This window comes from Microbacterium oleivorans (assembly GCF_023715745.1).
Taxonomy (GTDB): Bacteria; Actinomycetota; Actinomycetes; order Actinomycetales; family Microbacteriaceae; genus Microbacterium; species Microbacterium oleivorans_D.
Window position 1 is genome coordinate 48602 of sequence record NZ_JAMBOV010000003.1, and the last position, 24894, is coordinate 73495.

Annotated in this window: 24 protein-coding genes; 21 read left to right on the forward strand and 3 right to left on the reverse strand. The window is 69.6% G+C overall.

Features of this window, described 5'->3' with window-relative positions; genetic code table 11:
• Window positions 1-73: 73 nt before the first annotated feature.
• From M3190_RS08135 to M3190_RS08145, 3 genes are all read left to right on the forward strand, one after another.
• Window positions 74-1009 carry an ROK family protein gene (locus M3190_RS08135; RefSeq protein WP_251580477.1) on the forward strand — a complete coding sequence of 312 codons (936 nt, stop codon included), beginning with the start codon at window positions 74-76 and terminating at the stop codon, window positions 1007-1009.
• Between the two features lies 1 nt (window position 1010).
• Window positions 1011-1700 (forward strand): lysophospholipid acyltransferase family protein, encoded by a 690-nt coding sequence (locus tag M3190_RS08140; RefSeq protein WP_251581241.1) that lies wholly within the window; start codon window positions 1011-1013, stop codon window positions 1698-1700.
• Window positions 1701-1771: 71 nt separating this feature from the next.
• Window positions 1772-3100, forward strand: coding sequence for a class II 3-deoxy-7-phosphoheptulonate synthase (locus M3190_RS08145; RefSeq protein WP_251580478.1), 1329 nt, complete (start codon window positions 1772-1774; stop codon window positions 3098-3100).
• Between the two features lie 63 nt (window positions 3101-3163).
• Here the strand turns inward: M3190_RS08145 and pknB are convergent, their stop codons facing one another.
• Complete coding sequence (gene pknB, locus M3190_RS08150) at window positions 3164-5122, reverse strand: Stk1 family PASTA domain-containing Ser/Thr kinase (protein WP_251580479.1); 1959 nt, start codon at window positions 5120-5122, stop codon at window positions 3164-3166.
• 73 nt (window positions 5123-5195) lie between these two features.
• A complete protein-coding gene (locus M3190_RS08155; protein ID WP_439958026.1) occupies window positions 5196-6341 on the reverse strand; it encodes a LysM peptidoglycan-binding domain-containing protein in 1146 nt (381 codons plus the stop codon).
• Between the two features lie 210 nt (window positions 6342-6551).
• On the opposite strand from M3190_RS08155, the gene M3190_RS08160 reads away from it, so the two are divergent.
• On the forward strand, window positions 6552-6878 hold the full coding sequence (locus M3190_RS08160) for an Rv2175c family DNA-binding protein (RefSeq protein WP_251580481.1): 327 nt from the start codon (window positions 6552-6554) through the stop codon (window positions 6876-6878).
• Between the two features lie 19 nt (window positions 6879-6897).
• Here M3190_RS08160 and M3190_RS08165 read toward each other — a convergent pair whose 3' ends face one another.
• The gene (locus M3190_RS08165) at window positions 6898-7995 is read right to left on the reverse strand and encodes a polyprenyl synthetase family protein (RefSeq protein ID WP_251580482.1); all 1098 of its coding nucleotides are present in this window, start codon (window positions 7993-7995) and stop codon (window positions 6898-6900) included.
• Between the two features lie 60 nt (window positions 7996-8055).
• Between M3190_RS08165 and M3190_RS08170 the strand changes: the two genes are divergently transcribed.
• The 17 genes from M3190_RS08170 (at window position 8056) to M3190_RS08250 (ending at window position 24889) form a co-directional block, all read left to right on the forward strand.
• Complete coding sequence (locus M3190_RS08170; protein ID WP_251580483.1) at window positions 8056-8433, forward strand: DUF3040 domain-containing protein; 378 nt, start codon at window positions 8056-8058, stop codon at window positions 8431-8433.
• A 217-nt stretch (window positions 8434-8650) separates the two neighbouring features.
• Window positions 8651-9082 carry a division/cell wall cluster transcriptional repressor MraZ gene (gene mraZ, locus M3190_RS08175; RefSeq protein WP_064002348.1) on the forward strand — a complete coding sequence of 144 codons (432 nt, stop codon included), beginning with the start codon at window positions 8651-8653 and terminating at the stop codon, window positions 9080-9082.
• Between the two features lie 105 nt (window positions 9083-9187).
• A complete protein-coding gene (rsmH, locus tag M3190_RS08180) occupies window positions 9188-10147 on the forward strand; it encodes a 16S rRNA (cytosine(1402)-N(4))-methyltransferase RsmH (protein WP_251580484.1) in 960 nt (319 codons plus the stop codon).
• On the forward strand, window positions 10144-10740 hold the full coding sequence (locus tag M3190_RS08185) for a hypothetical protein (protein ID WP_251580485.1): 597 nt from the start codon (window positions 10144-10146) through the stop codon (window positions 10738-10740). Before rsmH ends, M3190_RS08185 begins: the two co-directional genes overlap by 4 nt.
• A 4-nt stretch (window positions 10741-10744) precedes the next feature.
• Entirely contained in the window at window positions 10745-12559 is a 1815-nt protein-coding gene (locus M3190_RS08190) for a peptidoglycan D,D-transpeptidase FtsI family protein (RefSeq protein ID WP_251580486.1), read from the forward strand.
• 28 nt (window positions 12560-12587) lie between these two features.
• A complete protein-coding gene (locus M3190_RS08195; RefSeq protein ID WP_251580487.1) occupies window positions 12588-14000 on the forward strand; it encodes a UDP-N-acetylmuramoyl-tripeptide--D-alanyl-D-alanine ligase in 1413 nt (470 codons plus the stop codon).
• Entirely contained in the window at window positions 13997-15106 is a 1110-nt protein-coding gene (gene mraY / locus M3190_RS08200; RefSeq protein ID WP_251580488.1) for a phospho-N-acetylmuramoyl-pentapeptide-transferase, read from the forward strand. The genes M3190_RS08195 and mraY overlap by 4 nt, the downstream gene beginning before the upstream one ends.
• On the forward strand, window positions 15103-16644 hold the full coding sequence (gene murD / locus M3190_RS08205) for a UDP-N-acetylmuramoyl-L-alanine--D-glutamate ligase (RefSeq protein WP_251580489.1): 1542 nt from the start codon (window positions 15103-15105) through the stop codon (window positions 16642-16644). The genes mraY and murD overlap by 4 nt, the downstream gene beginning before the upstream one ends.
• Entirely contained in the window at window positions 16601-17815 is a 1215-nt protein-coding gene (ftsW, locus tag M3190_RS08210; RefSeq protein WP_251580490.1) for a putative lipid II flippase FtsW, read from the forward strand. The genes murD and ftsW overlap by 44 nt, the downstream gene beginning before the upstream one ends.
• 10 nt (window positions 17816-17825) lie before the next feature.
• Entirely contained in the window at window positions 17826-18899 is a 1074-nt protein-coding gene (locus M3190_RS08215; RefSeq protein ID WP_251580491.1) for a UDP-N-acetylglucosamine--N-acetylmuramyl-(pentapeptide) pyrophosphoryl-undecaprenol N-acetylglucosamine transferase, read from the forward strand.
• Window positions 18900-18967: 68 nt separating this feature from the next.
• Window positions 18968-20362: a UDP-N-acetylmuramate--L-alanine ligase gene (gene murC, locus M3190_RS08220; RefSeq protein ID WP_251580492.1), complete on the forward strand. Its 1395-nt coding sequence runs from the start codon at window positions 18968-18970 to the stop codon at window positions 20360-20362.
• A 2-nt stretch (window positions 20363-20364) separates the two neighbouring features.
• Window positions 20365-21372, forward strand: a complete 1008-nt coding sequence (locus M3190_RS08225; RefSeq protein WP_251580493.1) for an FtsQ-type POTRA domain-containing protein — start codon at window positions 20365-20367, stop codon at window positions 21370-21372.
• A 156-nt stretch (window positions 21373-21528) separates the two neighbouring features.
• On the forward strand, window positions 21529-22689 hold the full coding sequence (gene ftsZ / locus M3190_RS08230; RefSeq protein WP_251580494.1) for a cell division protein FtsZ: 1161 nt from the start codon (window positions 21529-21531) through the stop codon (window positions 22687-22689).
• 6 nt (window positions 22690-22695) lie between these two features.
• Window positions 22696-23382 carry a YggS family pyridoxal phosphate-dependent enzyme gene (locus M3190_RS08235; protein ID WP_251580495.1) on the forward strand — a complete coding sequence of 229 codons (687 nt, stop codon included), beginning with the start codon at window positions 22696-22698 and terminating at the stop codon, window positions 23380-23382.
• 32 nt (window positions 23383-23414) lie between these two features.
• Window positions 23415-23861, forward strand: a complete 447-nt coding sequence (locus M3190_RS08240) for a cell division protein SepF (RefSeq protein WP_251580496.1) — start codon at window positions 23415-23417, stop codon at window positions 23859-23861.
• 4 nt (window positions 23862-23865) lie between these two features.
• Window positions 23866-24168 carry a YggT family protein gene (locus tag M3190_RS08245; RefSeq protein WP_064002334.1) on the forward strand — a complete coding sequence of 101 codons (303 nt, stop codon included), beginning with the start codon at window positions 23866-23868 and terminating at the stop codon, window positions 24166-24168.
• Window positions 24169-24283: 115 nt separating this feature from the next.
• Window positions 24284-24889: a DivIVA domain-containing protein gene (locus tag M3190_RS08250; RefSeq protein ID WP_251580497.1), complete on the forward strand. Its 606-nt coding sequence runs from the start codon at window positions 24284-24286 to the stop codon at window positions 24887-24889.
• Window positions 24890-24894 lie beyond the last annotated feature (5 nt).

A 24894-nucleotide genomic window follows, 5' to 3' on the forward strand; every position in this document is an offset into this window, starting at 1 on the left:
ACGGCCGCGGCCGCCCGCGCGGCCGCATTAGACTCACGGATGCCGTGCGCCCGCACGCGCGGAGGGGAGTGGTGTGCTCAACGTCGGCATCGACATCGGTGGGACCAAGATCGCCGGAGGCGTCGTCGACCCCGACGGCACGATCGTCGACCGCCGCCGAGTCCCCACCCCGGCTGACCCCCACGCGCTGGCGGACGCCGTCGCCGCCATGGTGGATGACCTCGTCACCGACCGTGTGGTGCACGCCGTCGGTGTGGCGGCGGCGGGCTTCATCGATGCGACCCGGTCTGTCATCCTGCACGCCCCCAACATCGACTGGACCGACGAGCCGCTTCGTGACGAACTGGAACGTCGCATCGGACGCCCCGTGACTCTGGAGAACGACGCCAACGCGGCCGGATGGGGCGAGTTCCGCTTCGGCGCCGGTCGCGACGTCCGCGACATGGTCATGATCACGCTCGGCACGGGAGTGGGCGGAGCCGCGATCATCGACGGCGAACTGCTCGTGGGCGGGAACGGCATCGGCGGCGAGCTCGGCCACATCCGCTTCGAACGCGGCGGCCGGACGTGCGGCTGCGGCCAGAACGGGTGCCTCGAGCAGTACGCCTCGGGCCGCGCCCTGCAGCGCGAGGCGGCGGACATCGCGGCATCCGGCGCCCTCGGTGCGGGCCTCGCCGCGGCGCGGACCGCCGACGGGATCGTGCCGGCCGCGGCCATGGAGCGACTCATCGCAGACGGCGACGCCGGCGCCCTCGAGGCGGTCCACCGGGTCGCCACCGCCCTCGGCGAGGCATGCGGTGGGTTCCAGGCGGTTCTCGACCCGGCGCTCTTCGTCATCGGCGGCGGTGTCGCCGACCTGGGCGAGCGGCTGCTGCACCCGGTGCGCGAGGCCTACGCGACGGCGCTCCCCGGATACGGCGAGCGACCGATCGCCTCGTTCGCGATCGCCACCCTCGGCAACGATGCCGGCCTCATCGGCGTGGCCGACCTCGCCGGGGGCCGGGTCTGAGATGGTCTACTGGGTCCTCAAGTACCTGATCATCGGGCCGATCGTGAAGGCGATCTTCCGTCCGTGGATCGTGGGTCGGAGCAACATCCCGACCAGCGGGGCCGCCATCATCGCCAGCAACCACCTGTCGGTCAGCGACTCGATCTTCCTGCCGCTCATGATCGATCGGCCCATGTCCTTCCTCGCCAAGAGCGACTACTTCACCGGCAGGGGGCTGAAGGGCTGGGCCACGCGCGTCTTCATGCAGGGAACCGGCCAGATCCCGATCGACCGAACCGGAGGCAAGGCCTCCGAGGCGTCGCTCAACACCGGACTGCAGGTTCTCGGGCGCGGCGATCTCCTGGGCATCTATCCCGAAGGCACGCGCAGCCCCGACGGCAAGCTCTACCGCGGTCGCACCGGACTCGCTCGCATGGCCCTGACGGCTCGGGTCCCCGTCATCCCGGTGGTGATGATCGGGACGGATGACGTGATGCCCATCGGGCGGTCCATCCCGCGGGTCGGTCGAGTCGGGATGGTCATCGGGGAGCCGCTCGACTTCAGCCGCTTCCACGGCATGGAGTCCGACCGGTTCGTCCTGCGTTCGGTGACCGACGAGATCATGGTCGCGCTGCAGCGCATGGGGGAGCAGGAGTACGAGGACGTGTACGCATCCACCGTGAAGCACCGGCGCCCGGCATCCGCCTCCTGACCGCGCCTCAGCGCATCCCGGGCGCCCGTCACACGACCGGAGCCGGTGTCTGCCGCGGCTAGAATTGGCGGATGCCCACTCCTCTCGACCACTGGCGCTCGCTCCCGATCAAGCAGCAGCCGTTGTGGCCCGACGCGGATGCGGTCGCGGCCGTATCCGCCGAGATCGCGACCCTTCCGCCCCTCGTCTTCGCCGGCGAGGTCGACAACCTCCGCGCCCGGCTGGCGAACGCCGCGGCCGGCCAGGCCTTCCTGCTGCAGGGAGGCGACTGCGCCGAGACTTTCGCGGGTGCCACGGCGCAGCAGATCCGCGACCGCATCAAGACGGTCCTGCAGATGGCTGTCGTGCTGACCTATGGCGCATCGATGCCGGTCGTGAAGATGGGACGCATGGCCGGCCAGTTCGCCAAGCCCCGGTCGAGCGACACCGAGACGCGCGGCGACGTCACGCTGCCGGCCTACCGCGGCGACATCGTCAACGGCTACGACTTCACCGAGGCCTCGCGCACCGCCGACCCGCAGCGGCTCCTGAAGGGGTACCACACGGCGGCGTCCACCCTGAACCTCATCCGGGCCTTCACGCAGGGTGGCTTCGCCGACCTGCGCGAGGTGCACAGCTGGAATCGGGGCTTCGCCAAGAACCCTGCCAACCAGCGGTACGAGCGCCTCGCGGGTGAGATCGACCGCGCCATCAAGTTCATGGAGGCCGCCGGCGCGAACTTCGACGAGCTGCGCGGCGTCGAGTTCTACACCGGCCATGAGGGGCTGCTCATGGACTACGAGCACCCCATGACGCGTATCGACTCCCGCACGGACACGCCGTACAACACCTCGGCCCACTTCCTGTGGATCGGGGAGCGCACCCGCGAGCTCGACGGTGCCCATGTCGACTACTTCTCGAAGATCCGAAACCCCATCGGCGTGAAGCTCGGCCCCACCACGAGCCCCGAGACGGCGCTGGCGCTCATCGACAAGCTCGACCCCGAGCGCGAGCCCGGACGCCTCACCTTCATCACCCGGATGGGCGCGGGCAAGATCCGCGACGCGCTCCCGCCGCTGTTGGAGGCGGTGAAGGATGCCGGGGCCACCCCGCTCTGGGTCACGGACCCGATGCACGGCAACGGGATCACGACGCCCACGGGGTACAAGACGCGTCGCTTCGACGACGTCGTCGACGAGGTCCGCGGCTTCTTCGAGGCGCACCGCGCCGTCGGCACCTTCCCCGGCGGCATCCACGTCGAACTCACCGGCGACGACGTGACGGAGTGCCTCGGCGGTTCCGAGATGATCGATGAAGCCACGCTCGCGACGCGGTACGAATCGCTGTGCGACCCGCGGCTGAACCACATGCAGTCGCTCGAGCTCGCCTTCCTCGTCGCCGAGGAGCTCGGCAACCGCTGACGCACGTACGACGAAGGCCCGGCGGCGACGCCGGGCCTTCGTCGTACGTCGCGTTGTGACAGGTCAGCCGAACGGCTGGAACTGCGGCGTGAGGCTGACGGTGGTGCCCGGGCGCTGCATGGTCCCGCCCTCGGGTGTCATGGAACGTACGCGGTAGACATCCCAGTAGCGGCCGCCGAGGGGGATCTCCGCGTCCTCGATGTTGGGGTTGACCGTGAACCCGGCGGACTGGAGGCGTTCGACTGCCGTTCGCACGGTCTCGCCGACGACGTTGGGAACCTCCACCGGTCGGGGGCCGTCGGAGACGACGAGCGTCAGCGTCTCGCCCTGCTGCCAGGATCCGCCGCCGGGACGGTCGGCGACACGGATGACGAGGTCATCGGCGACGTCGCTGCTGTACTCGCGTGTCTCCTCGACCTTCATGCCCGCATCCTCGAGCGTCTGCGCCGCCTCGGCGGCCGGTTCCCCGACGACATCGGGGAGCGGGCCGAGGGAGACCCGCAGTTCGGCAGTCGAGCCCTCGAGGACCGAGCACCCGTCGGTGCATTCGATCGGGTCGGCCGAGCCCGCTTGCGTGACGTAGACGCGTACGACCCGGTCCGGAGCGAAGCTCGTGAAGTATTTCTTGGTCGTGGCGACCGTGATCTCGTTGTCCTGCAGGAGTGCCTCGACCTCCGACGTCGCCCGATCCTGCAGCGTCGGGAGTTCGGCGGTGGCCGGTCCTGCGGAGATGTTCACGGTGACCGTCGAGTCGCGGTCCACCCAGACGCCGGTGCCGGGATCCGTCCCGATAGCGTCACCGGTCGGGACGTCGAGACTGTGGACCTCGCTGCGGCGCGCCACCAGCGCATTGTCGACGAGGAGATCCTCGGCCTCCTCGAAGCTCATCCCCGAGACGGCCGGCACGCTGACGAGCGACCCCGGTCCGCTGCCGAACCACCATCCCGCCGCTGCCGCCCCGGCCGTGAGCACGAGGACGACGGCGAGCAGCCAGCCCCCTTTCACCGCGTTGCGATGCGTCCGACGGCGCAGGCGCGTCGCGTTGTCGACTTCCGTGGTGACGCTCGGGGCCGTGAAGGTCCCCGGCATCACGCGCGTCATCTCGTCCGAATCGAGCGAATCGTCGACGACGACCTTCGTTCCGGTGGGCGTGGAGCGCACGACCTGAGGGAACACCCCCAACTGCTTCTCGATCTCGCGCAGGCGCTCCAGCATCTCCCGGGCGTCGCTGGGTCGATCCTCGGGGGATCGCTCCGTGGCCCACAGGACGAGCTCGTCGAGCTGCTCCGGAACGCCGGGGTTCTTGACGCTCGGGCGGGGGACCGAATGGGTCGCGTGCTGGTACGCGATCTGCATCGGCTGCTCGCCCTTGTAGGGCTGTTCGCCGGCGAGCATCTCGTACAGCATGATGCCGAGGGCGTAGATGTCGCTGCGCGCGTCCGCGGTCCCGCGAGTGACGAGCTCGGGCGCCAGGTAGGCGATCGTCCCGAGCAGCATCTGGCCGGTGGCCGTGTTCGCGCTGGTCGCGCGGGCGAGCCCGAAGTCCCCGATCTTGATGCGACCGTCCTCGGCCAGCAGCACGTTCTCGGGTTTGACGTCACGGTGGACGATGCCCGCCCGGTGTGCGGCGGAGAGGCCCGACAGGATCGCGTCCATGATCGTGATCGTCTGTGGCAGCGTCAGACGCTTCTGTTCCCGGAGCAGTTCGCGCAGGGTGATGCCCGGCAGGTACTCCATGACGAGATAGGCCATCTCGCCGTCCTGGCCCTGGTCGAACACGTTGACCACGTGGGGGTCGGCCAGGCGCGCGGCCGACCTCGCCTCCTGGATGAAGCGGTTCTGGAAGACGGTGTCGTCCGACAGGTGTCCGTGCATCACCTTGAGCGCGACACGACGCTCGAGGCGCAGGTCCGTCGCGACATAGACGGTGGCCATGCCGCCGCGCGCGATGCGCCCGCGAACCCGGTACCGACTGTCGACCAGGCGGCCGATCAGCGGGTCGGTCTGCGGGGTGGCGTTCACGTCAGAAGTCTACGGAGCCGACCCTGCGAGCCCGCGTAACGGCTCACCCCCAAGGCGGCTGCGACGCGGGGTTTCACCCGTATGTGTCGAGCCAGCGGTACGCCTGTTCCTCCCACGGGCCGTAGCGCTCGGGATATGCGGAGATCTGCACGGCCTGCGCGGCATCGCCGAAGGCCATGCCCTCCCAGCCGTCGATGTCGAGGAGTCCGCGCGTGCGATCACCGTTGGGGTCGCCCGGCCCACCGAAGAACGCGGCGGCGGACCGGCGCGGGTCGCGGATCTGCGCGATCGACCCCCAGCCCGCGCTCGGGCGCTGCTGGAACAGTCCCACCGAGTCGCGGTCGCCGCCGTCGAGGTTGCGGATCCAGGACTCGACCATGGCGGTCGCCAACGCGATCGCGATGCCGTCGCGTGAGACCCCGCGCTCGCGACCCACCGCGATGATCGTCTTCACGTTCTCGATCTGCTCCGCATCCAGCCTGACGTCGGCCGCAGAAGTGGGCGCGGCCACGGCCGCAGCGGCGACCGGAATCCGGAGCTTCTGACCGGGATAGATGATCGAGCGCTCGTCGAGCCCGTTCACCGTCAGCAGTCGAGACAGACTGACCCCGCTGCGCTTCGCGATCGCCCAGAGTGTCTCGCCCGTCGCGACCTCGTGCACGGGACCGGTCGCTTCCGGCTGCGGCGCGGACGTGCGGGACGCGGCGGCGGGTGCGGCCGTGAGAGCTCCCACGCGCAGCTTCTGACCCGGGTGGATCATGGTGGACGACCCGAGGTCATTCGCGCGGGAGAGGGCGGCGACGCTCATGCCGTGCCGCGCGGCGATCGCCCACAGCGTGTCGCCGGATCGAACCGTGTAGGTGGATGCCGGCGTGGTCGGCGTCGCGGTGCGCGGTGCGCGGGCATCCGCCTTCTTCGGTCCCAGCTGCAGGACATCACCGGGCCGGATGATCGACGTCCAGCCCAGCCCGTTCCACGCCAGGACGTCGGCGGTACGGACACCGTTGGCTGCGGCGATCGCGCTGACGGTGTCGCCGCGCGTGACGACATGGGTCCTCACCGCCGTCTGTGCAGCCGGGGTGCCGACGACTCGCGTCGACGACGCCGACTCCGCGTGAGCCCGCACGGCCACCGGTTCCGGCGCGGTCCGGTGGCGGTCCTCGGCCTGCGCGGCATCGAGGGGCACCAGGGACATGGACAGGGCGATCGAGCCGATCACGGCGGGAGTGCGGTTGTCGCGCAGGGCAGCGGTGAGGACGTCGTAGCGGCGCACAGGTGTTCCTTCGTTCGGTCCCAGCTCGTCGATTCCCCCGCAGAACCGTGTCACGCCGATGTTGCTGGTGTCAATGCATGTGGCGCATGTGACTGTTGTGATTCACGTCGCCCGGACCCCGGATGCGATAGTGGAGAGGTGACTACAGATGCGTCCGTGTCCACTGACTGGCTGAGCCTCCCTGAGCTGGTCGACCTGACCGGTGAGCCCCTCGGGCGCGTGCGCCGGATGCTCGACGAGCACCAGCTCGTGGCGTCGCGCCGCTTCGGCGCGCCCCGGGTCCCCTCCGTCTTCCTCGTCGACGGCGCGCCGATCTCCTCCCTGCGGGGGACGATCATCGTCCTGCAGGATGCCGGCTTCTCCGACGACGAAGCGATCGACTGGCTGCTCGCCCCTGAGGAGTCCATCGGTCTCGCGCCGATCGAAGCTCTCCGGCAGGGCCGGAAGAGCGAAGTGCGCCGCGTCGCCCAGTCGCTGGCCTGAGCGCCGCTGCGTCGGGCTCTCAGGCGGCGCGCACCGTCGCGGCCCGCGCGAGGTCGCGGAGCTCGCTGACCGCCGCGTGACCCAGGCGCGCGCCGCGGAGGGCGCGGTCCGCTTCGGTCGCCCACGCGGTGATCCGCTCCTCGACGCGTGCGAGCGCGCCCGTCTCGACGATCGTCTGCTGCAGGTGCGCGACCTGATCCGACGTGAGCTCCCTGTCCCCGATGAGTTCGTCGAAGACGGTGAGGGCTCCCGGGGGCAAGGCGGCGCGCGCGTAGGCGATGAGGAGCGTCCGCTTTCCCTCGCGCAGGTCGTCGCCGACGGGCTTGCCGGTCACGGCCGTGTCGCCGAACACACCGAGAACGTCGTCACGCAGCTGGAAGGCGAGACCGACCGGATGACCGAACGCGGCGAGGGCGGCGTACTGGTCGTCGTCGGCGCCAGCGAGCACCGCGCCCAGTTGCAACGGATGCTGCACGCTGTAGCGCGCTGACTTGAGGGAGGCCACGCGCAGCGCACGGTCGGGGTGCGTGTCCACCGGCGCGATCACGTAGACGGATTCCTCCGCGATGTCGAGGAACTGGCCGACGGTGACTTCTCGGCGCATGCGACCGAACTCGGCGCGCGCGCGGGCGGCGGCCGTCGGGTCCGCGGCGAAGAGGCCCTCTTCGAGCAGGTCGTCGCTCCACGCCACGAGCAGGTCGCCCAGGAGGATCGCGGCCGACGTGCCGAAGTCCGCGGCGTCGCCCGCCCAGCGGCCGCCGCGATGGGTCGCCTCCCACGCGCGATGGGCCGCTGGGCGGCCCCGCCGCGTATCGGAGCGGTCGATGACGTCGTCGTGCACCAGGGCCGCGGCGTGGAAGATCTCGAGGGCTGCGGATGCCGCCGTCACGACGTCGGGGACGTGTTCCGCATCCCGTGTGCCGGCCGTGGCCACTGCGCGCCATCCGGCGAGGCAGAAGCGGGCGCGGAAGCCCTTGCCTCCCGTGGCCGCGGCGGCTCCGGAATCGACGAAGGAGCGGGCCTCGTCACCGAATTCCGCGACCGCATCCCGCTGGTCCTGCAGGAACCTCTCGACTCGCTGGGAAACGGCCACGATCGGGTCGGGGGAAGGGGACACGGGCCTAGCCTAGTGATCGCGCGCACGCGTACACTTGATGGACCGACCCGAGGGGGATGCATGCCACTGTCAGAGCAGGAGCAGCGTCTGCTGGACGAGATGGAACGCCATCTCATGCGCAACGACGCCGATGTTGTCAGCGCGGACCGGGGAGCCGCCCCCCTCAGCTACCGCAACATCGTCTACGGGTCCGTCATCGTCCTGCTCGGCATCGCCGGGCTCGTCGTCGGTGTGGCCACCTCTCTCACCATCATCGGTGTGATCGCCTTCGTGATCATGGTGGGCGGTGTCGTCCTCGCTTTCACTCCCGCGAAGGGTGCGGCGGCAGCGCGCGCCGCATCGGGCTCCCGCAAGCCGCGTGCCGCGAAGGCACCGGCATCCGCGTCCTTCATGGACCGGATGAACGATCGCTGGGATCGCAGGAACGACGATCGATGATCTGACCCTCCACCTCCCTCCACTTCTGAAGCACCGACCTCCGGGTCGGTGCTTTTTTGCGCCCGTGCGGCGACGCTTCCCGCACACCTTCATCGCCGTGGATCCGCGTGCAGCCGGACCACGAAGCGATGGGGGCGTGGATCTGTCGCTAAGTGGAGGAAAGTGGAGTAAAGTGGCGTCATCCTGGAGCGGGCCGGACGAAGGGGGTGACCGAGCGATGTTGTTGGGCACTCACACCCCCAAGCTGGACGACAAGGGCCGGGTCATCCTGCCGGCCAAGTTCCGCGACGACCTCGGCCCAGGCGTCGTGATCACCCGCGGTCAGGAACGCTGCCTGTACGTGTTCAGCTCGGCGGAGTTCGAGCGGGTGTACGAGCGCATCCGGGAAGCGCCGTTGACCAACAAGCAGGCGCGCGACTTCCAGCGCATGTTCCTCTCCGGCGCGAGTGCCGAGAAGCCCGACTCCCAGAACCGCATCACCATCCCTCCGCACCTGCGGACCTACGCGGCCCTCGAACGCGAACTCGTCGTCACGGGTGTCGGCGCACACGCCGAGATCTGGAACGCCGACGCCTGGAACGCGTACGCCGACAGCAACGAGGACACCTATTCGGACATGGAGCAGGAGGTGATCCCGGGACTCTTCTGATCCTCGACCGCGACTCCCAGCCGCTCGCCCTGACGCACTTCCCCGGCGCCAGGTCGGAGCGGATGGGGATCGGGGCCGAGGGCCACCGACAGAACCGAATGCACCATGAGCCACGACGACATCCACACCCCCGTCCTCCTCGACCGCTGCGTCGAGCTGCTCGCGCCCGCGCTGCAGCGCGAAGGCGCCGTCATCGTGGACGCCACCGAAGGCATGGGAGGCCACTCCGAGGCGCTCCTCGAGCGGTTCCCGGGCGTGCGCCTGATCGGCCTCGACCGCGACACCGACGCGCTCCGGATCGCGGGGGAGCGGCTCGCGCGCTTCGGCGACCGCGTGACCCTGGTGCACACCGTCTACGACGGCATCGCCGAGGCCGTGCGGAGTGCGGGTGTCGCGAAGGCCGACGGCATCCTGTTCGATCTGGGTGTGTCGTCCCTGCAGCTGGACGAGGCGGAGCGCGGGTTCGCGTACGCGAAGGACGCGCCCCTGGACATGCGGATGGATCAGACCGCGCCGACCACGGCGGCGGACATCGTCGCCACCTACGGCGAGGGCGACCTGCGTCGGATCTTCGAGCGGTACGGCGAGGAGAAGCTCGCCGGGCGCTACGCCCGCGCCATCATCGCCGCGCGCGAGGAGGCTCCGATCGACCGTTCCGGGCGGCTCGTCGAGATCCTCATCGCGGCGACCCCGGTCGCTGTGCAGCGCGCGCTCAGCGGGCACCCCGCCAAGCGGGTGTTCCAAGCGCTGCGGATCGAGGTCAACGGCGAGCTGGCCGTGCTGGAACGTGCGATGCCCGAAGCCCTCGGCATCCTGCCGGTGGGCGGTCGGATCGTCGTCATGTCCTATCAGTCGCTCGAGGACCGGCTCATCAAGCGCGTCTTCGCCGAGGCGACCCGGTCCACGGCGCCGGCCGGCCTCCCCATCGAGCCGCCCGAGCACGCCCCCCGCTTCCGCCTGCTCACCAAGGGCGCGGAAGTGGCATCAGACGAAGAGAAGTCCCGCAATCCGCGCGCCACCCCGGTGCGTCTGCGCGCGGCAGAGCGAGTGAGGGAGGCGTCATGACCGCTCCGGCCCTGGCCACCACAGCCATCGACAACGCCGTCGTCGAGTCGACCGCGCCGGTCCTGCGCCCGCTGGGTCGCCCCGGCGTCGGGATCGCCATGCACCCGCGTCGCCGTCCTCGACTCGTGTTCGGCATCGTCGCCGTCGCCGGCGCGCTCGCGATCGCCGGCGTGCAGATGGGACTGTCCATCGTCACGACGCAGGGCGCCTACGAGGTCAAGGACCTGACGGCGCAGCAGCGGGACGCGAACTACCAGAAGCAGATCCTCGAGGAGGAGATCGCCGGCCTCAGCTCGCCGCAGTTCCTCGCCGCGAACGCCGCCGCGCTCGGCCTGGTCGCCGGTGGCGAGCCGAACTACCTGCGCCTGAGCGACGGCACGACGCTCGGACCGCAGAAGGGGGCATCGGACGCCTCCTCGATCGAGGCGCTCTCCCGCGCAGCCGTCTCCAACGCACTCGTCGCCGGCGTCCCGCTCGTCACCGATCCGGAGGCGAGCCTGGACTCGGGCGTCTCGATCGATGAGGAGCTGCTGGCCAATACGCCGACACCCCCTGCCATCACCGACGGACTGCCGACCCCGAGCACACACTGAGAACATGACGACACGAGCAACCCGAGGCCCGCGCCGTCGCACCGTCGTCGCCCTCGCCGTCGTCCTGGTCGTCCTGATCGCGTTCGTCGCCCGGCTGATCGACATCCAGGTCGTCAACGCGAGTCAGCACGTCGACGACGCATTCAGCAAGGGGATGCGGGTCACCTCGACACTCGAGGGTGCCCGAGGCTCCATCGTCGACACCCACGGCACCCCGCTCGCCACCAGCATCCTGCGCTACGACGTCGTCGTCGACCCGATGCTGGCGGAGAAGGGCATGTCCCTCCGGGACGAGAACGGCTCCCTCGTCAAGGAAGACGACGGCAAGACGACAGTCCGCGTGACGTGGCCGGAGATCGCGGCGCAGATCGCCGAGATCACCGGACAGGAGGCCGCAGAGGTCCAGGCGGTCGCCGACGACGCGATCGCGAAGGACGCGGGCTCGCGCTGGGCGCGGATCAAACGATCGGTCTCGACGGCGGAGTTCCGCGCCCTGGCCGACCTGCAGATCCCGTTCATCTCGTTCGATCCGGTCGCCTCGCGGTCGTACCCGAACGGTGCGGTCGCCGGGAACATCCTGGGATTCGTCGGATCGGACAGCAAGCCGCTCGAAGGCGTCGAGGCGCTGCAGGATTCCTGCCTCGAGCCCACGGATGGCAGCATCCGCTACCAGAAGGGCGCTGACGGGGTGGTCATCCCGGGGACGGCGGTCGAGCAGCCCGCGAAGGACGGCGGCACCCTCGCTTTGACCATCGACGCCGACCTGCAGTGGTACATGCAGCAGCTGATCGCCGAAGAGACCGAGCGATATCAGGCGGACTGGGGCGGGATCATCGTCATGGAGGTCTCGACGGGCAAGATCCGCGCGCTGGCGGAGACCCCCACGGTCGACCCCAACGACCCCGGCGCCAGCGAACCCGAGGATCGCGGGTCGAGGCTGCTGCGGTTCTCTTTCGAGCCCGGCTCGACCTTCAAGCCGGTGACCGCCGCGACGGCCATCGAGCAGGCGGGCGTGACCCCGGAATCGACGGTGACCGTTCCCGACAGGATGGTCTTCGACAACGGTGCGGTCGTCAACGACTCCGAGAATCACGCGACGGAGAACCTGACCCTCAACGGCGGTCTGGTGACCTCGTCCAACGTCGCCATGTCGCAGTTCGGAGGCATGGTCGACCCCCAGACGCGCTACGACTACCTGACCAGGTTCGGCGCCGGCCAGCCGACGGGTCTCGACTGGTCGGGTGAGCCGAAGACGACGATCGCGCCGGCCGACACGTGGGACAACCAGACGAAGTACGCCACCACCTTCGGGCAGGCGTTCACCGTCACCGCGGTCCAGGTCGCCAGCGCCTACCAGACCTTCGCGAACCACGGTCTGCGGATGCCGGCATCACTCGTCGAGTCGTGCACGAAGCCCGACGGCACCGTGGTGAAACCCGATCTCGCCGAGCCCGAGCAGGTCATCAAGAAGGAGACCGCCGACGAGGTCTCCCTCATGCTCGAGAACGTCTTCGCGCAGGGAACGCTCGCCGAGGACATCGCCCTTCCCGGCTACCGCATGGGCGGCAAGACCGGCACGGCTCAGATCTCCGACGGCAAGGGCGGATACAAGCCGAACACGTATTTCACGTCCCTGGTCGGCTTCGCTCCGGCGGAGGATCCGAAGTATGTTGTCCTGACGGTCTTCGACGAGCCCAAGAAGCAGCGCATGTCGTCGGCCAACCGTTCGGTGTTCAAGAAGGCGATGGCGCAGGTGCTCACGCACTACCGCGTCATGCCGTCGGGCTCGGAGACCCCCCTCCTGCCCGTCACAGGCTGAACCCGAGCGCACGAGGAGACACCCCAGCATGATCCGGATGACGCTCGCCGAGGTGACGCACGCCGTCGGCGGCACCCTTCAGCTCCACGGCGCCGACACCCCCGAGACGATCGTCTCGGGCACCGTGGACACCGATTCGCGCGAGATGGGCCCGGGCTCGGTCTTCGTCGCCAAGCCGGGCGACGCGACGGACGGTCATCTGTTCGTCGGCGACGCCGTCGCGGCCGGCGCGGGCCTGGCGATCGTGCAGCGACACGTCGACGTGCCGGTCTCGCAGGTCGTCGTCGAGGATGCCGTCGCCGCCCTGGGCGCGCTGGCCCGCGAGGTGGTCTCCCGTGTCCGCGCGCGGGGCGAGCTCCGCGTGGTCGGGATCACCGGCTCGAACGGCAAGACGACGACGAAGAACCTCCTCGCTCGCATCCTCCAGGACGAGGGGCCCACCGTCGCCCCTCGAGCCTCCTTCAACAACGAGGTCGGTGCACCCGTGACGATGCTCCGCGTGACCGAGGACACCCGGTTCCTCGTCAGCGAGCTCGGTGCCTCCCGGCCCGGTCGGATCGCCGAACTCGCGGGCCTCATCACCCCGGACATCGGCGCCGTGCTGATGGTGGGGCTCGCGCACGCCGGCGGATTCGGCGGCGTGGAAGCGACCCAGAAGGCCAAGACCGAACTCGTCCAGGCGCTCCGCCGGGGCGGAACCGCCGTTCTGAACGCGGACGACGCCCGGGTCGCGGCGATGGCCTCCGCAGCCGAGGAGCGCGGTGCCGACGTCCGGTGGTTCGGGCGCGGACCCTCCGCCGATGTCCGCGCAGTGGACGTCGACGTCACGGCATCCGGGACGACCGCCACCATCCTGGTCGACGGCCGGCGTCTGCCGTTGCACCTCCGAGTGCTCGGCGAGCACCACGTCCTGAACGCGCTCGCGGCCATCACCGTCGCGCACGTCCTCGGGGTGGACCCCGCCGACGCCGTCGAACGCATCGGCACGGTCGAGATCGCGGAGCGCTGGCGGATGCAGCCGCTCGGAAGCGACCGCGTGCGGATCATCAACGACGCATACAACGCGAGCCCCGACTCGATGGCGGCAGCCCTTCGCACCGTCGCCCAGATCACCGCGCCCGGGCAGCGTAAGGTCGCCGTCCTCGGGGCGATGACCGAGCTCGGCGAGCGGGCGGGGGAAGAGCACGACCGCATCGGGCTCCAAGCCGTGCGGCTGCGATACGAGCGCATCGTGGTCATCGGCTCGGCGGCGCGACGCCTGTACCTCGCCGCCATCAGCGAAGGATCCTGGGACGGAGAGGCGGTGTTCTTCGAGACGGCCGACGAGGCCTACGAGTACCTCATGACAGAGCTCCGCGACGGCGACCGGGTGCTCGTGAAGTCCTCGAACTCCGCGGGGCTCAGGTTCCTCGGCGATCGTCTGGGAGAATCGTTCTCGTGAGATCCCTGCTGGCCGCTGCGACGATCTCGTTGGCATTCACCCTCTTCCTCACGCCCCTGTTCATCCGGATCTTCCGGAAGATCGGGTGGGGGCAGGTCATCCGCACCCCGGAGGACATCAACAACCCCAGTCACCACACGAAGCGCGGCACGCCCACGATGGGCGGGATCGTCTTCATCCTGGGCACGATGGTCGGCTTCTTCGTCGGCAGTTACACGGGCGGCACCGAACCGACGGTCTCCGGTCTGCTCGTCCTGTGGATGATGGTGGGCCTCGGCATCATCGGCTTCATCGACGACTACATGAAGGTCCGGTCACAGCGCAGCCTCGGTCTCTCGGGATGGCGCAAGATCGTCGGCCAGGTGGCGGTCGCCGTCCCGTTCGGCGTGATGGCGTTGAACTTCCCGAACCAGTACGGCGAGACCCCGGGGTCCGCGTACATCTCGTTCTTCCGCGACATCCCGACGCTCTCATTCATGGCGCTCGGAGCGGTCGCGGGCTGGATCCTCTACCTGCTGTGGATCTCGTTCATGTCGGTGGCATGGTCCAACGCGTCCAACCTCACCGACGGCCTCGACGGCCTGGCGACCGGCGCCGGCATCTTCACCGTCTCGGCCTACAGCCTGGTGACGTTCTGGCAGCTCCAGCAGCGCTGCCACTCCGCCGCCCTCGCCACCGAGTACACCGCGGCCTGTTACGACACACGCGACCCCATGGGGCTCACGATCGTCGCCGCATCGTTCGTGGGCGCGCTCGTCGGATTCCTCTGGTGGAACGCGCCCAAGGCGAAGCTGTTCATGGGCGACACGGGCTCGATGGCGATCGGCGGCGTGATCGTCGCGATGGCCGTCCTCAGCCGCACCGAGATCCTCTCGGTCATCCTCGCCGGCGTCTTCATCATCGCTCCCGCATCCGTCATCCTGCAGCGGTACTACTTCAAGGCGACCGGTGGCAAACGCCTGTTCCTCATGAGCCCGTTCCACCACCACCTCGAGATGCGCGGATGGCCTGAGATCACGATCGTCGTGCGCATGTGGGTCATCGCCGGCATCTTCGCGATCTTCGGCGTCGCACTCTTCTACGTCGGCTGGCTGGCCGCCGTATGACCGCCGACCTCAGCCGGCTGACGAGCTGGAACGCCGATTGGTCGGGACTCCGGGTCGCCGTCCTCGGTCTCTCGATGACCGGGTTCTCAGTCGCCGACACGCTCGCGGAGCTCGGCTCGGACGTCCTCGTCGTGACGGAGAAGGCCGACGAGGAATATGCGCGGCTGCTTCCCGTCATCGGCGCGCGGCTCTGGGAGGGCACGCTCGACAGCGTTCCGGAGGCGCTCATCGCCCACCGGCCCGACGTGGTCATCGCCTCTCCCGGCTTCCCGCCGCACCACCCGATCGTGTCGTGGGCACGGGAGGCGGGTGTGGCCGTCTGGGGCGACATCGAGCTCGCGTGGCGGGTGCGCGACAAGGTGCTGCGCGCCGACGGATCACCGGCCGATTGGGTGCTGATCACCGGGACCAACGGCAAGACCACGACGACGCAGCTGACGGCGACCATGCTCGTGGCAGGCGGACTGCGCGCTGCGCCCTGCGGCAACATCGGTGTGCCGGTCCTGGACGCGGTGCGCGACCCCGCGGGCTTCGACGTCCTCGTCATCGAGGTCTCGAGCCACCAGCTCTGGTACCTCAGCCTGCAGGCCGGCGACGATCGGGTCTCGCCGCACGCGAGCGTCTGCCTGAACCTCGCCGCCGACCACCTCGAGTGGCACGGATCCTTCGACGCGTACCGGGATGCGAAGGCGTTCGTCTACCAGAACACCCGCGTCGCGTGCGTCTACAACAAGAGCGACATCGCGACGCGCGAGATGGTGGAGGACGCGGAAGTCGTCGAGGGATGCCGCGCCATCGGCTTCGACCTCGGTGTCCCGGGCCCGAGCGATCTCGGCGTCGTGGACGGCATCCTCGTCGACCGTGCCTTCCTCGAGGAACGACGGACGAACGCTCTCGAGCTCACGACGCTGGACGAGCTCTCGCAGACGGGGCTGGCCGCGCCGCACGTCGTCGCCAACATCCTGGCGGCTGCCGCGCTGGCGCGTTCGCTGGATGTCCCGCCGGCGGCGATCCGCGACGCGCTCCGTGGCTTCCGGCTGGATCCGCATCGGATCGAGGTCGTCGCGGTCGCCCAGGGTGTCACCTGGATCGACGACTCGAAGGCGACCAACCCGCATGCGGCGGCATCCTCCCTGCAGGCGTACCCCGGTGCCGTCTGGGTCCTCGGCGGCCAGCTGAAGGGCGTGGACATCGACGACCTCGTCGCGGCCCGCGGTCCCGCGGTCAAGGCGGCGATCGTCATCGGCGTCGAACGCTCGGCGATCGTTGCGGCATTCGCGCGACACGCGCCGACGGTGCCGGTTTTCGAGGTCGACCACGCTCAGACTGAGGACGTCATGACCGAGGTCGTCGCGTTGGCGGCGGGCGTCGCGCAGGACGGAGACGTGGTCCTCCTCGCTCCGGCGGCGGCGTCCTTCGACCAGTTCGCCTCGTACTCGGACCGCGGCCGACGCTTCGCCGACGCGGTGAACGCACGGATGGGAAAGGACGCCGGTGACGACTACGACCGACCGTCCGGCCCCGTCGGATCCGGCTGACCGAGGTTCCTCGCCCTTCACTGCGCGAGTCGCGCTCGGGCGGGTGTTCGCCCCGGTTCCGAGCGAGTTCCTCCTCATCGCCTCGACGGCGCTGATCCTCACGATCTTCGGACTCGTCATGGTGCTGTCGGCCACGATGGCGACCGCAGGCGATGGCGGCCCCTTCCAGACCGTCATGCGGCAGGCGATGTTCGCCATCCTCGGCGTCCCGCTCATGTTCGTCTTCAGTCGGCTGCCGGTGACGTTCTGGAAGCGCATCTCGTGGATCGCGCTCGGAGCGGCCCTGGCCTTCCAGCTGCTCGTCTTCACACCCCTCGGCTACGAGTTCGATGGGAACCGCAACTGGATCTCCATCGCGGGTGTCCAGGCGCAGCCCTCGGAGTTCCTGAAGCTCGCCTTCGCGCTGTGGCTCGGTTATGTGCTGTACCGCAAGCACACGCTGCTCGGACTCTGGCGCCATGTGTTCATCCCGGTGGTACCCGTCGGCGCCATCGTCATCGGTTCGGTCATCGCCGGTAAAGACCTCGGAACCGCGATGATCCTGGTGCTCATCCTGCTCGGCGCACTCTTCTTCTCAGGAGTGAAGCTGCGGGTGTTCATCATCCCCGTGGTCATCGCCGTCGTGGCGGTCGCGGTGCTCGCGCTGACGAGCGCGAACCGCATGGCGCGCATCGCGAGCTTCCTGAACCCGAACTGCATCGACGAGTACCTGACGTCGTGCTACCAGCCCCTGCACGGCATCTGGGGCCTCGCCAGCGGCGGTGTCTTCGGTCTGGGGCTCGGCAACTCGCGCGAGAAATACGCATGGCTGCCCGCGGCATCCCACGACTACATCTTCGCGATCGTCGGCGAGGAGCTCGGCCTCATCGGGTGCATCGTGGTCCTTGCGCTGTTCACACTCTTCGCGGTCGGCGCCTTCCACGTGATCCGGAAGACCCACGACCCGTTCATCCGCATCGCGGCGGGCGGCATCACCGTGTGGATCGTCGGTCAGGCGCTCATCAACATCGGTGTCGTGCTGCGCGTGTTCCCGGTGCTCGGCGTCCCGCTGCCCTTCATGTCGCAGGGCGGGACGTCGCTCGTCTCGGTGCTGATGGCGTGCGGTGTGCTCCTGGCCTTCGCGCGGACGCTGCCCACGTCGGCGCCGATGGCCCGTCCTGCCCGCCGGTAGGCTCGATCCGGTGACCACGTACCTCTTGGCCGGCGGTGGCACCGCGGGCCACGTCAATCCGCTGCTCGCCGTCGCCGACGCCCTGATGGCCCGCGACCCGGACGCCACCGTGCTCGTGTTGGGTACCCGCGAGGGCCTGGAGGCCCGACTGGTCCCGGAGCGCGGATACGAGCTGCTTTTCGTCGAAAAGGTCCCGTTCCCGCGTCGACCGGATGCCGCGGCGCTCCGGTTCCCTGCCCGGTTCGCGCGCGCGGTGCGTCAGGTCCGCGGTCACATCCGGGAGCGCTCGGTCGATGTCGTCGTCGGGTTCGGGGGGTATGCCTCGGCTCCCGCCTACGTCGCCGCACGTCGCGCGCGGATTCCGGTCGTCGTGCACGAGGCTAACGCCAAGCCCGGACTGGCCAACGTACTGGGCGCGCGCGGCGCCGCGGCATCCGGTGTCGCCTTCGAGGGCACCCCGCTGCGGGGCGCCGAGGTCGTCGGGATGCCGCTGCGCCCCGAGATCGTGAACCTCGACCGGGATGCCCTCCGTGCCGACGCCGCCGCGGAGTTCGGACTGGATGCCGTTCGTCCCGTCCTGCTCGTGTTCGGCGGGTCGCTCGGCGCCGTCCGACTCAACCGGGCGTTCGCGGACGCGTGGGAGGACATCGTCGCCGCAGGCTGGCAGATCCTGCACGCCGCGGGCGAGCGCAACGACATCGCCGATCCCGGTGACCCCGCCTACCGGATCGTGCCGTACATCGACCGCATGGACCTCGCCTTCGCCCTCGCCGACGCCGTCGTCTCGCGATCCGGCGCGGCGACTGTCAGCGAGCTCAGTGCGCTCGGACTCCCGGCCGTCTACGTTCCCTACGCGGTGGGCAACGGGGAACAGGCCCTGAACGCGGCATCCGCGGTCGCGGCCGGTGCGGCCGTGATCATCCCCGACGCGGAACTGACGGGCGACCGCATCCGCTCGGCCGTCGTGCCGCTCCTGACGGACTCCTCTGCACTAGGGCGCATGCGGGCGGCGGCGGCGCAGGTCGGCACCCGTTCGGGCAGCGAGAACGTCATCGGCCTGATCGACCGCGCGCTGGCGCGCTGAGGTCCGAGAGCGGGCGGCCAGCGCGCCGCGACGACCCCGCAGCCCGCCCGACCTAGACTTGACGGGCCATGATTCGCCCCGATCTCACGCTCCCCATCCCTGCGGACATCACTGCCGCCCACTTCATCGGGATCGGCGGTTCCGGGATGTCGGGTCTCGCCGGGATGTTCCTCGATCGCGGCATCCGTGTATCGGGATCCGACCGCTCCGACAGTGCGGCGATGCAGGCGCTGGCGGCGCGCGGCGCGGCGGTCCACGTCGGGCACGACGCCGCGAACCTGCCGGACGACGTCGACGCGGTGGTGTTCACCGGCGCCATCTGGCCCGAGAACCCGGAGTACCTCCTGGCGAAGGAGCGGGGAGTGCCCGTTCTGCACCGGTCGCAGGCGCTCCACTGGCTCGTCGGCGGTCGCCGCCTGGTGAGCGTGGCGGGAGCGCACGGCAAGACCACCTCGACCGGCATGATCGTGACGGGGCTCCGCGCGATCGGTGCGGATCCGACCTTCGTCAACGGCGGTGTCATCGCCTCGCTCGGCGTCTCCAGCGGCACCGGTGCGGGCGACCTCTTCGTCATCGAGGCCGACGAGTCGGACGGGTCGTTCCGGCTCTACGACACCGCCGTCGCGCTGATCACCAACGTCGACCCGGACCACCTCGACCACTGGGGCTCGCGCGAGGCGTTCTACGAGGGCTTCGTCCGCTTCGCGGATGCAGCCTCGCAGGCCGTCGTCATCTCCGCCGACGACCCCGGAGCCCGCGAGGTCACCGCGTCGCTGTCGCACGGCAACGTCGTGACCTTCGGGACGGCCGCCGAGGCGGATGTGCGTGTAGGCGACATCCTCACCGACGGACCGGTCTCGTTCACGCTCCACCACGGCGGGCGGTCCGCCTCGGGTGCGCTCAGCGTCCCCGGTGCGCACAACGCCGTCAACGCCGCCGGCGCCGTCGCGGTGCTCCTCACCCTCGGGTACGAGCTGGAGCCGGCGCTGCGCGCGGTCGAACAGTTCGGCGGGACCATCCGTCGGTTCGAGCTCCACGGCGTCCGCGCGGGGGTCGCGGTCTACGACGACTACGCCCACCACCCGACCGAAGTCGACGCCGCGCTGGCGGCGGCGCGTACGGTCGTCGGCGACGGGCGCATCATCGCCGTCCATCAGCCGCACACCTACTCGCGCACGCAGGCCATGTACCGCGAATTCGCAGACGTCCTCGAATCGCGTGCCGACCACACCGTCGTCCTGGACGTGTACGGCGCCCGAGAGGACCCCGTCCCGGGTGTCACCGGGGCCCTCGTCAGCGGCGCATTCGCCGATCAGGACCGGGTGCGCTTCGTCGCCGACTGGCAGCAGGCGGCCGAGTACACGGCCTCGGTGGCCCGGCCCGGCGACTACGTCATCACCCTCGGCTGCGGCGACGTCTACCGCATCATCCCGCAGGTCCTCGACGCGCTCGGGCAGGAGTGACGATGCGGCGGCCGTCCCCCCTGCCGACGACGCCGCCGGCACGTCGACCCGCCGCGGAGGCGACTCCGGTCGAGCCGGCTCCGACCGGCCCGCCCCACGCGGAACGAACGGCACCCGACCGGGACCCGTCGCCGGAACAGATCACCGAGGTCATCGAGCCGGCGCGGCCCGGCCGTCTCGTCCCGTTCGCGCCGACGGTCGCCGCCGACGATGTCGTCCCCGACGAGGAGACTCCGGATGCCGGTGACCGCCCGCTCGGCGTGCGAGACGTCTGGGCGGCGGCGCGCGCCCGCCGCCGGGCCCTCCGTCGCGAGGTGCGGCGGTTCACCGTCCGTCAGCGCCGCCGCCGCTCCGTCTGGATCGCCTCGCTCGCGGCCGTCCTGGTCGTCGGACTGGGAGCCGTCGCGACCGCCTACAGTCCTCTGTTCGCCGTCTCCCGCATCACGGTTCTCGGCACGGATCGGCTCGATCCCGACGCGGTCGAGGCCGCGCTGGCGGGGGAGAAGGGCACGCCGCTGGCGCTCGTGGACTCCAGTGCGGTGAAGGCGGCACTCGTCGGTTTCCCACTCGTGGAGAGCTACTCGATCGAGGCTCGTCCGCCTCAGGAGCTGGTGGTGCGGATCATCGAACGGACTCCGGTCGGCGTGGTCTCGACCCGCGGTGGGTTCTCCCTCGTCGATGCCGCCGGGGTCGTCCTGTCCACCTCCGAGGAGGCGCCGAAGGGGTATCCGGCGATCGAGGCGACCGGTGGCGTCGGATCGCGCGCGTTCCGCGCAGTCGGTGCGGTGTATCGCTCGCTTCCCGAGGATCTGCGCACCCAGGTGACCGCGATGGCCGCCACGACGCCCGACGATGTCACCCTCACGATCGACGGGGCGGACATCGTGTGGGGCAGCTCCGACGACCCGGTGGAGAAGTCGCGCGTCCTCACGGCTGCGATGGCTGCGAAGCCCCCGTCCGAGGTCGACGAATACGACATCTCCTCGCCCGGCGCGGTCGTCATCCGCTGAGCCGGATCAGATCGCGCGACACGCCCACGTCGCTGCGGCCGCGCGTCGCAGTGCCGCTTACCTTCGGAATCAGGAATTGCATACTCGGCAATTCTTTAAACCTCTGGTTGAGGTTGAAGGTTTGCACTCGAGGTTCAGGACGATACGGAGGCCGGCGTGAGCCAGAACCAGAACTACCTTGCTGTGATCAAGGTCGTTGGCGTGGGCGGTGGCGGTGTGAACGCCGTCAACCGCATGATCGAGCTCGGCCTTCGCGGCGTCGAGTTCATCGCCGTCAACACGGACGCCCAGGCGCTGCTGATGAGCGACGCCGACATCAAGCTCGACGTGGGCCGCGAGCTCACGCGCGGTCTGGGCGCCGGCGCCGACCCCGAGGTGGGTCGTCGCGCCGCCGAGGACCACGCCGAGGAGATCGAGGAGGCGCTCGCGGGCGCCGACATGGTCTTCGTCACGGCGGGCGAGGGCGGCGGCACCGGCACCGGCGGTGCTCCGGTCGTCGCGCGGATCGCGAAGTCCATCGGTGCACTGACCATCGGTGTCGTGACGAAGCCGTTCTCGTTCGAGGGGCGTCGTCGTCAGACGCAGGCCGAGGCGGGCGTCTCGAAGCTCAAGGAAGAGGTCGACACCCTCATCGTCGTGCCCAACGACCGTCTGCTCGAGATCAGCGACCGCGGCATCTCGATGATCGAGGCGTTCGCCACGGCCGACCAGGTTCTCCTCGCCGGTGTGCAGGGCATCACGGACCTGATCACGACCCCGGGTCTCATCAACCTCGACTTCGCCGACGTCAAGTCCGTCATGCAGGGCGCGGGCTCGGCCCTCATGGGCATCGGATCCGCTCGCGGTGCCGATCGCGCGATCAAGGCGGCCGAGCTCGCCGTCGAGTCGCCTCTGCTCGAGGCGTCGATCGAAGGCGCGCACGGCGTGCTGCTCTCGATCCAGGGTGGTTCGAACCTCGGCATCTTCGAGATCAATGACGCCGCGCAGCTCGTCAAGGAGGCCGCGCACCCCGAGGCCAACATCATCTTCGGCACCGTCATCGACGACACGCTCGGCGACGAGGTGCGCGTCACGGTGATCGCCGCCGGCTTCGACGGAGGCGAGCCGCAGGTCAAGGTGGAGCCGATCACGGCGTCGCGCCCGGCATCCGCTCCGGTGCTGCCGCCGCTGCCCGCCGACACGGTCGCTCGCGACCTCGCCGCGGCCGAGCACAGCGGTCGCGAGTCGGTCACGGTGTCCGCCCCCGCGTCCTCGTCGAGTGACTACGACTCGGCCTTCGGCGATGACGACCTCGACATCCCCGACTTCCTGAAGTAATCCCTCGTGGATCTGCGTTCGCGGCTCGCCGACATCGACGCGCGCATCTCGGATGCCGCTCGGTCGGCGGGCCGCGATCCCGCGACGATCACCCGCATCGTCGTGACGAAGTTCCACCCCGTCGAACTCGTGCAGGACCTCGCCGCCCTCGGAGTCGCCGATGTCGGTGAGAACCGGCAGCAGGAACTCAGCGCCAAACGCGTCGCGTACGCGGGAAGCCCGCTGCGCTGGCACTTCATCGGTCAGGCGCAGACGAACAAGGCGAAGGCCGTGCGGCGGGATGCCGATGCGGTGCATTCGGTTGACCGCGCGCGACTCGCCGACGCGCTCGACTCCGCCCGCGAAGACGGAGACGAGAGCATCCTGGATGTCCTCATCCAGATCAACCTCACCGACGACCCGGGTCGCGGGGGCGTTCAGCCCGCGGGTGTGGAGGCTCTCGCCGAGCATGTCGTGGGATCCTGCCCATCACTGCGACTGCGCGGCGTCATGGCCGTGGCACCCCTCGGCGAGGAACCCGCCGAGGCCTTCGCGAGGCTCGCCGCCCACGCCGCGCAACTGCGCCGCGTGGCGCCCGATGCCGACTGGATCTCCGCCGGGATGACCGGCGACTTCGCCGAGGCGATCGCCGCGGGTGCGACACACCTGCGGATCGGATCGGCAATCACCGGCCCGAGGCCCCTGCACGGTTAGCCTCATCACAGACGAGCAATACGGAGGATGCGATGTCGAACCCGCTCAAGAAGACCATGGTGTACCTGGGCCTCGCCGACGAGGAAGAGGTCTATGAGGAGCCGGCTCCCCGCCGCGAGAAGCAGGTCGAGAACAAGACCGCTCCCGTGACGCCCATCCACCGTCCGGCCGTCGTCCGTCAGCCCGCTCCGGCCACCGTCAGCGAGATCGTCACGGTGCACCCGAAGCAGTATCGCGACGCGCAGATGATCGCCGAGAACTTCCGGGACGGCATCCCCATCATCATCAACCTGTCGCAGATGAGCGATGCCGACGCTCGTCGTCTCATCGACTTCGCCAGCGGCCTCTCGCTGGGGCTGTACGGCCGCATCGAGCGCGTGACGAGCAAGGTCTTCCTGCTGTCGCCCGAGAACGTCGCGGTCTCCGGCGAAGGCGCGATCGCTCAGGGCGACGCCGACTCCGCCCCCTTCGCCCACTGACGTCGTGTCGGTCATCGGCCTCATCGCCGGGATCCTCAACGCGCTCCTGCTCATCTATGTGCTGTTCCTCCTGGCACGCCTGGTGCTGGAGTACATCCCGATGTTCAACCGGGAGTGGCGTCCGCGCGGCGGGTGGCTCGTCTTCGCCGAGGTCGTGTTCACCGTCACCGACCCGCCGCTGAAGTTCTTCCGGCGCTTCATCCCGCCCCTGCGCATCGGTCCCATCGCGCTGGATCTCGCCTTCCCGATCACGATGCTGTGCTGCTTCGTGCTCCTGTCCGTCACGCAGGTCCTGAGCCGCGTGTGACGCCCCCCGTCGTCGCACCCACGACGGCCGCGGACTATGCTGTCGGGGTACGGCTCGCGCCTCGCGGGTCTTCATTGACCGGCCCGCTTCCTGAGCCCCGAAAGAGGAAAGACACATGCCTTTGACTCCCGAAGACGTCGTCACCAAGCAGTTCCAGCATGTTCGCTTCAAGGAGGGTTTCGACCCGGATGAGGTCGACGACTTCCTCGACGAGATCGTCGTCGAGTGGCGCAAGACCATCGCTGAGAACGAGGAGCTGAAGGCGAAGCTCGCGGCTTACGAGTCCGGTGAGACGCCCGCCCCCGAGGCCGCTGCATCCGCCCCGCAGGATGACGTCGTCGAAGAGGCCCCGGCTCCGTCCGAGCCCGTCGCCGAAGCGCCCGCCGCCGGCGCAACCGCTCCTGCAGCCGCGTCCGCCGGCATCATCGAGCTCGCACAGCGCCTGCACGACGAGCACGTGGCCGAGGGCAAGGCCCAGAAGGAGAAGCTCATCTCCGAGGCGCAGGCCGAGGCCGACGCCATCCTCAACGAGGCCCGCTCCAAGGCCCGGGACGAGATCTCGCGCCTCGAGAGCGAGCGCGGCACCCTCGAGGGCCGCATCAGCGAGCTGCGTCAGTTCGAGCGCGACTACCGCGTCCAGCTGCGTGGCTTCATCGAGGAGAAGCTGCGCGACCTCGACGTCGCCGGCACCTCGGGCTCGACGCCCATCCCCGCGTCCTGACCACT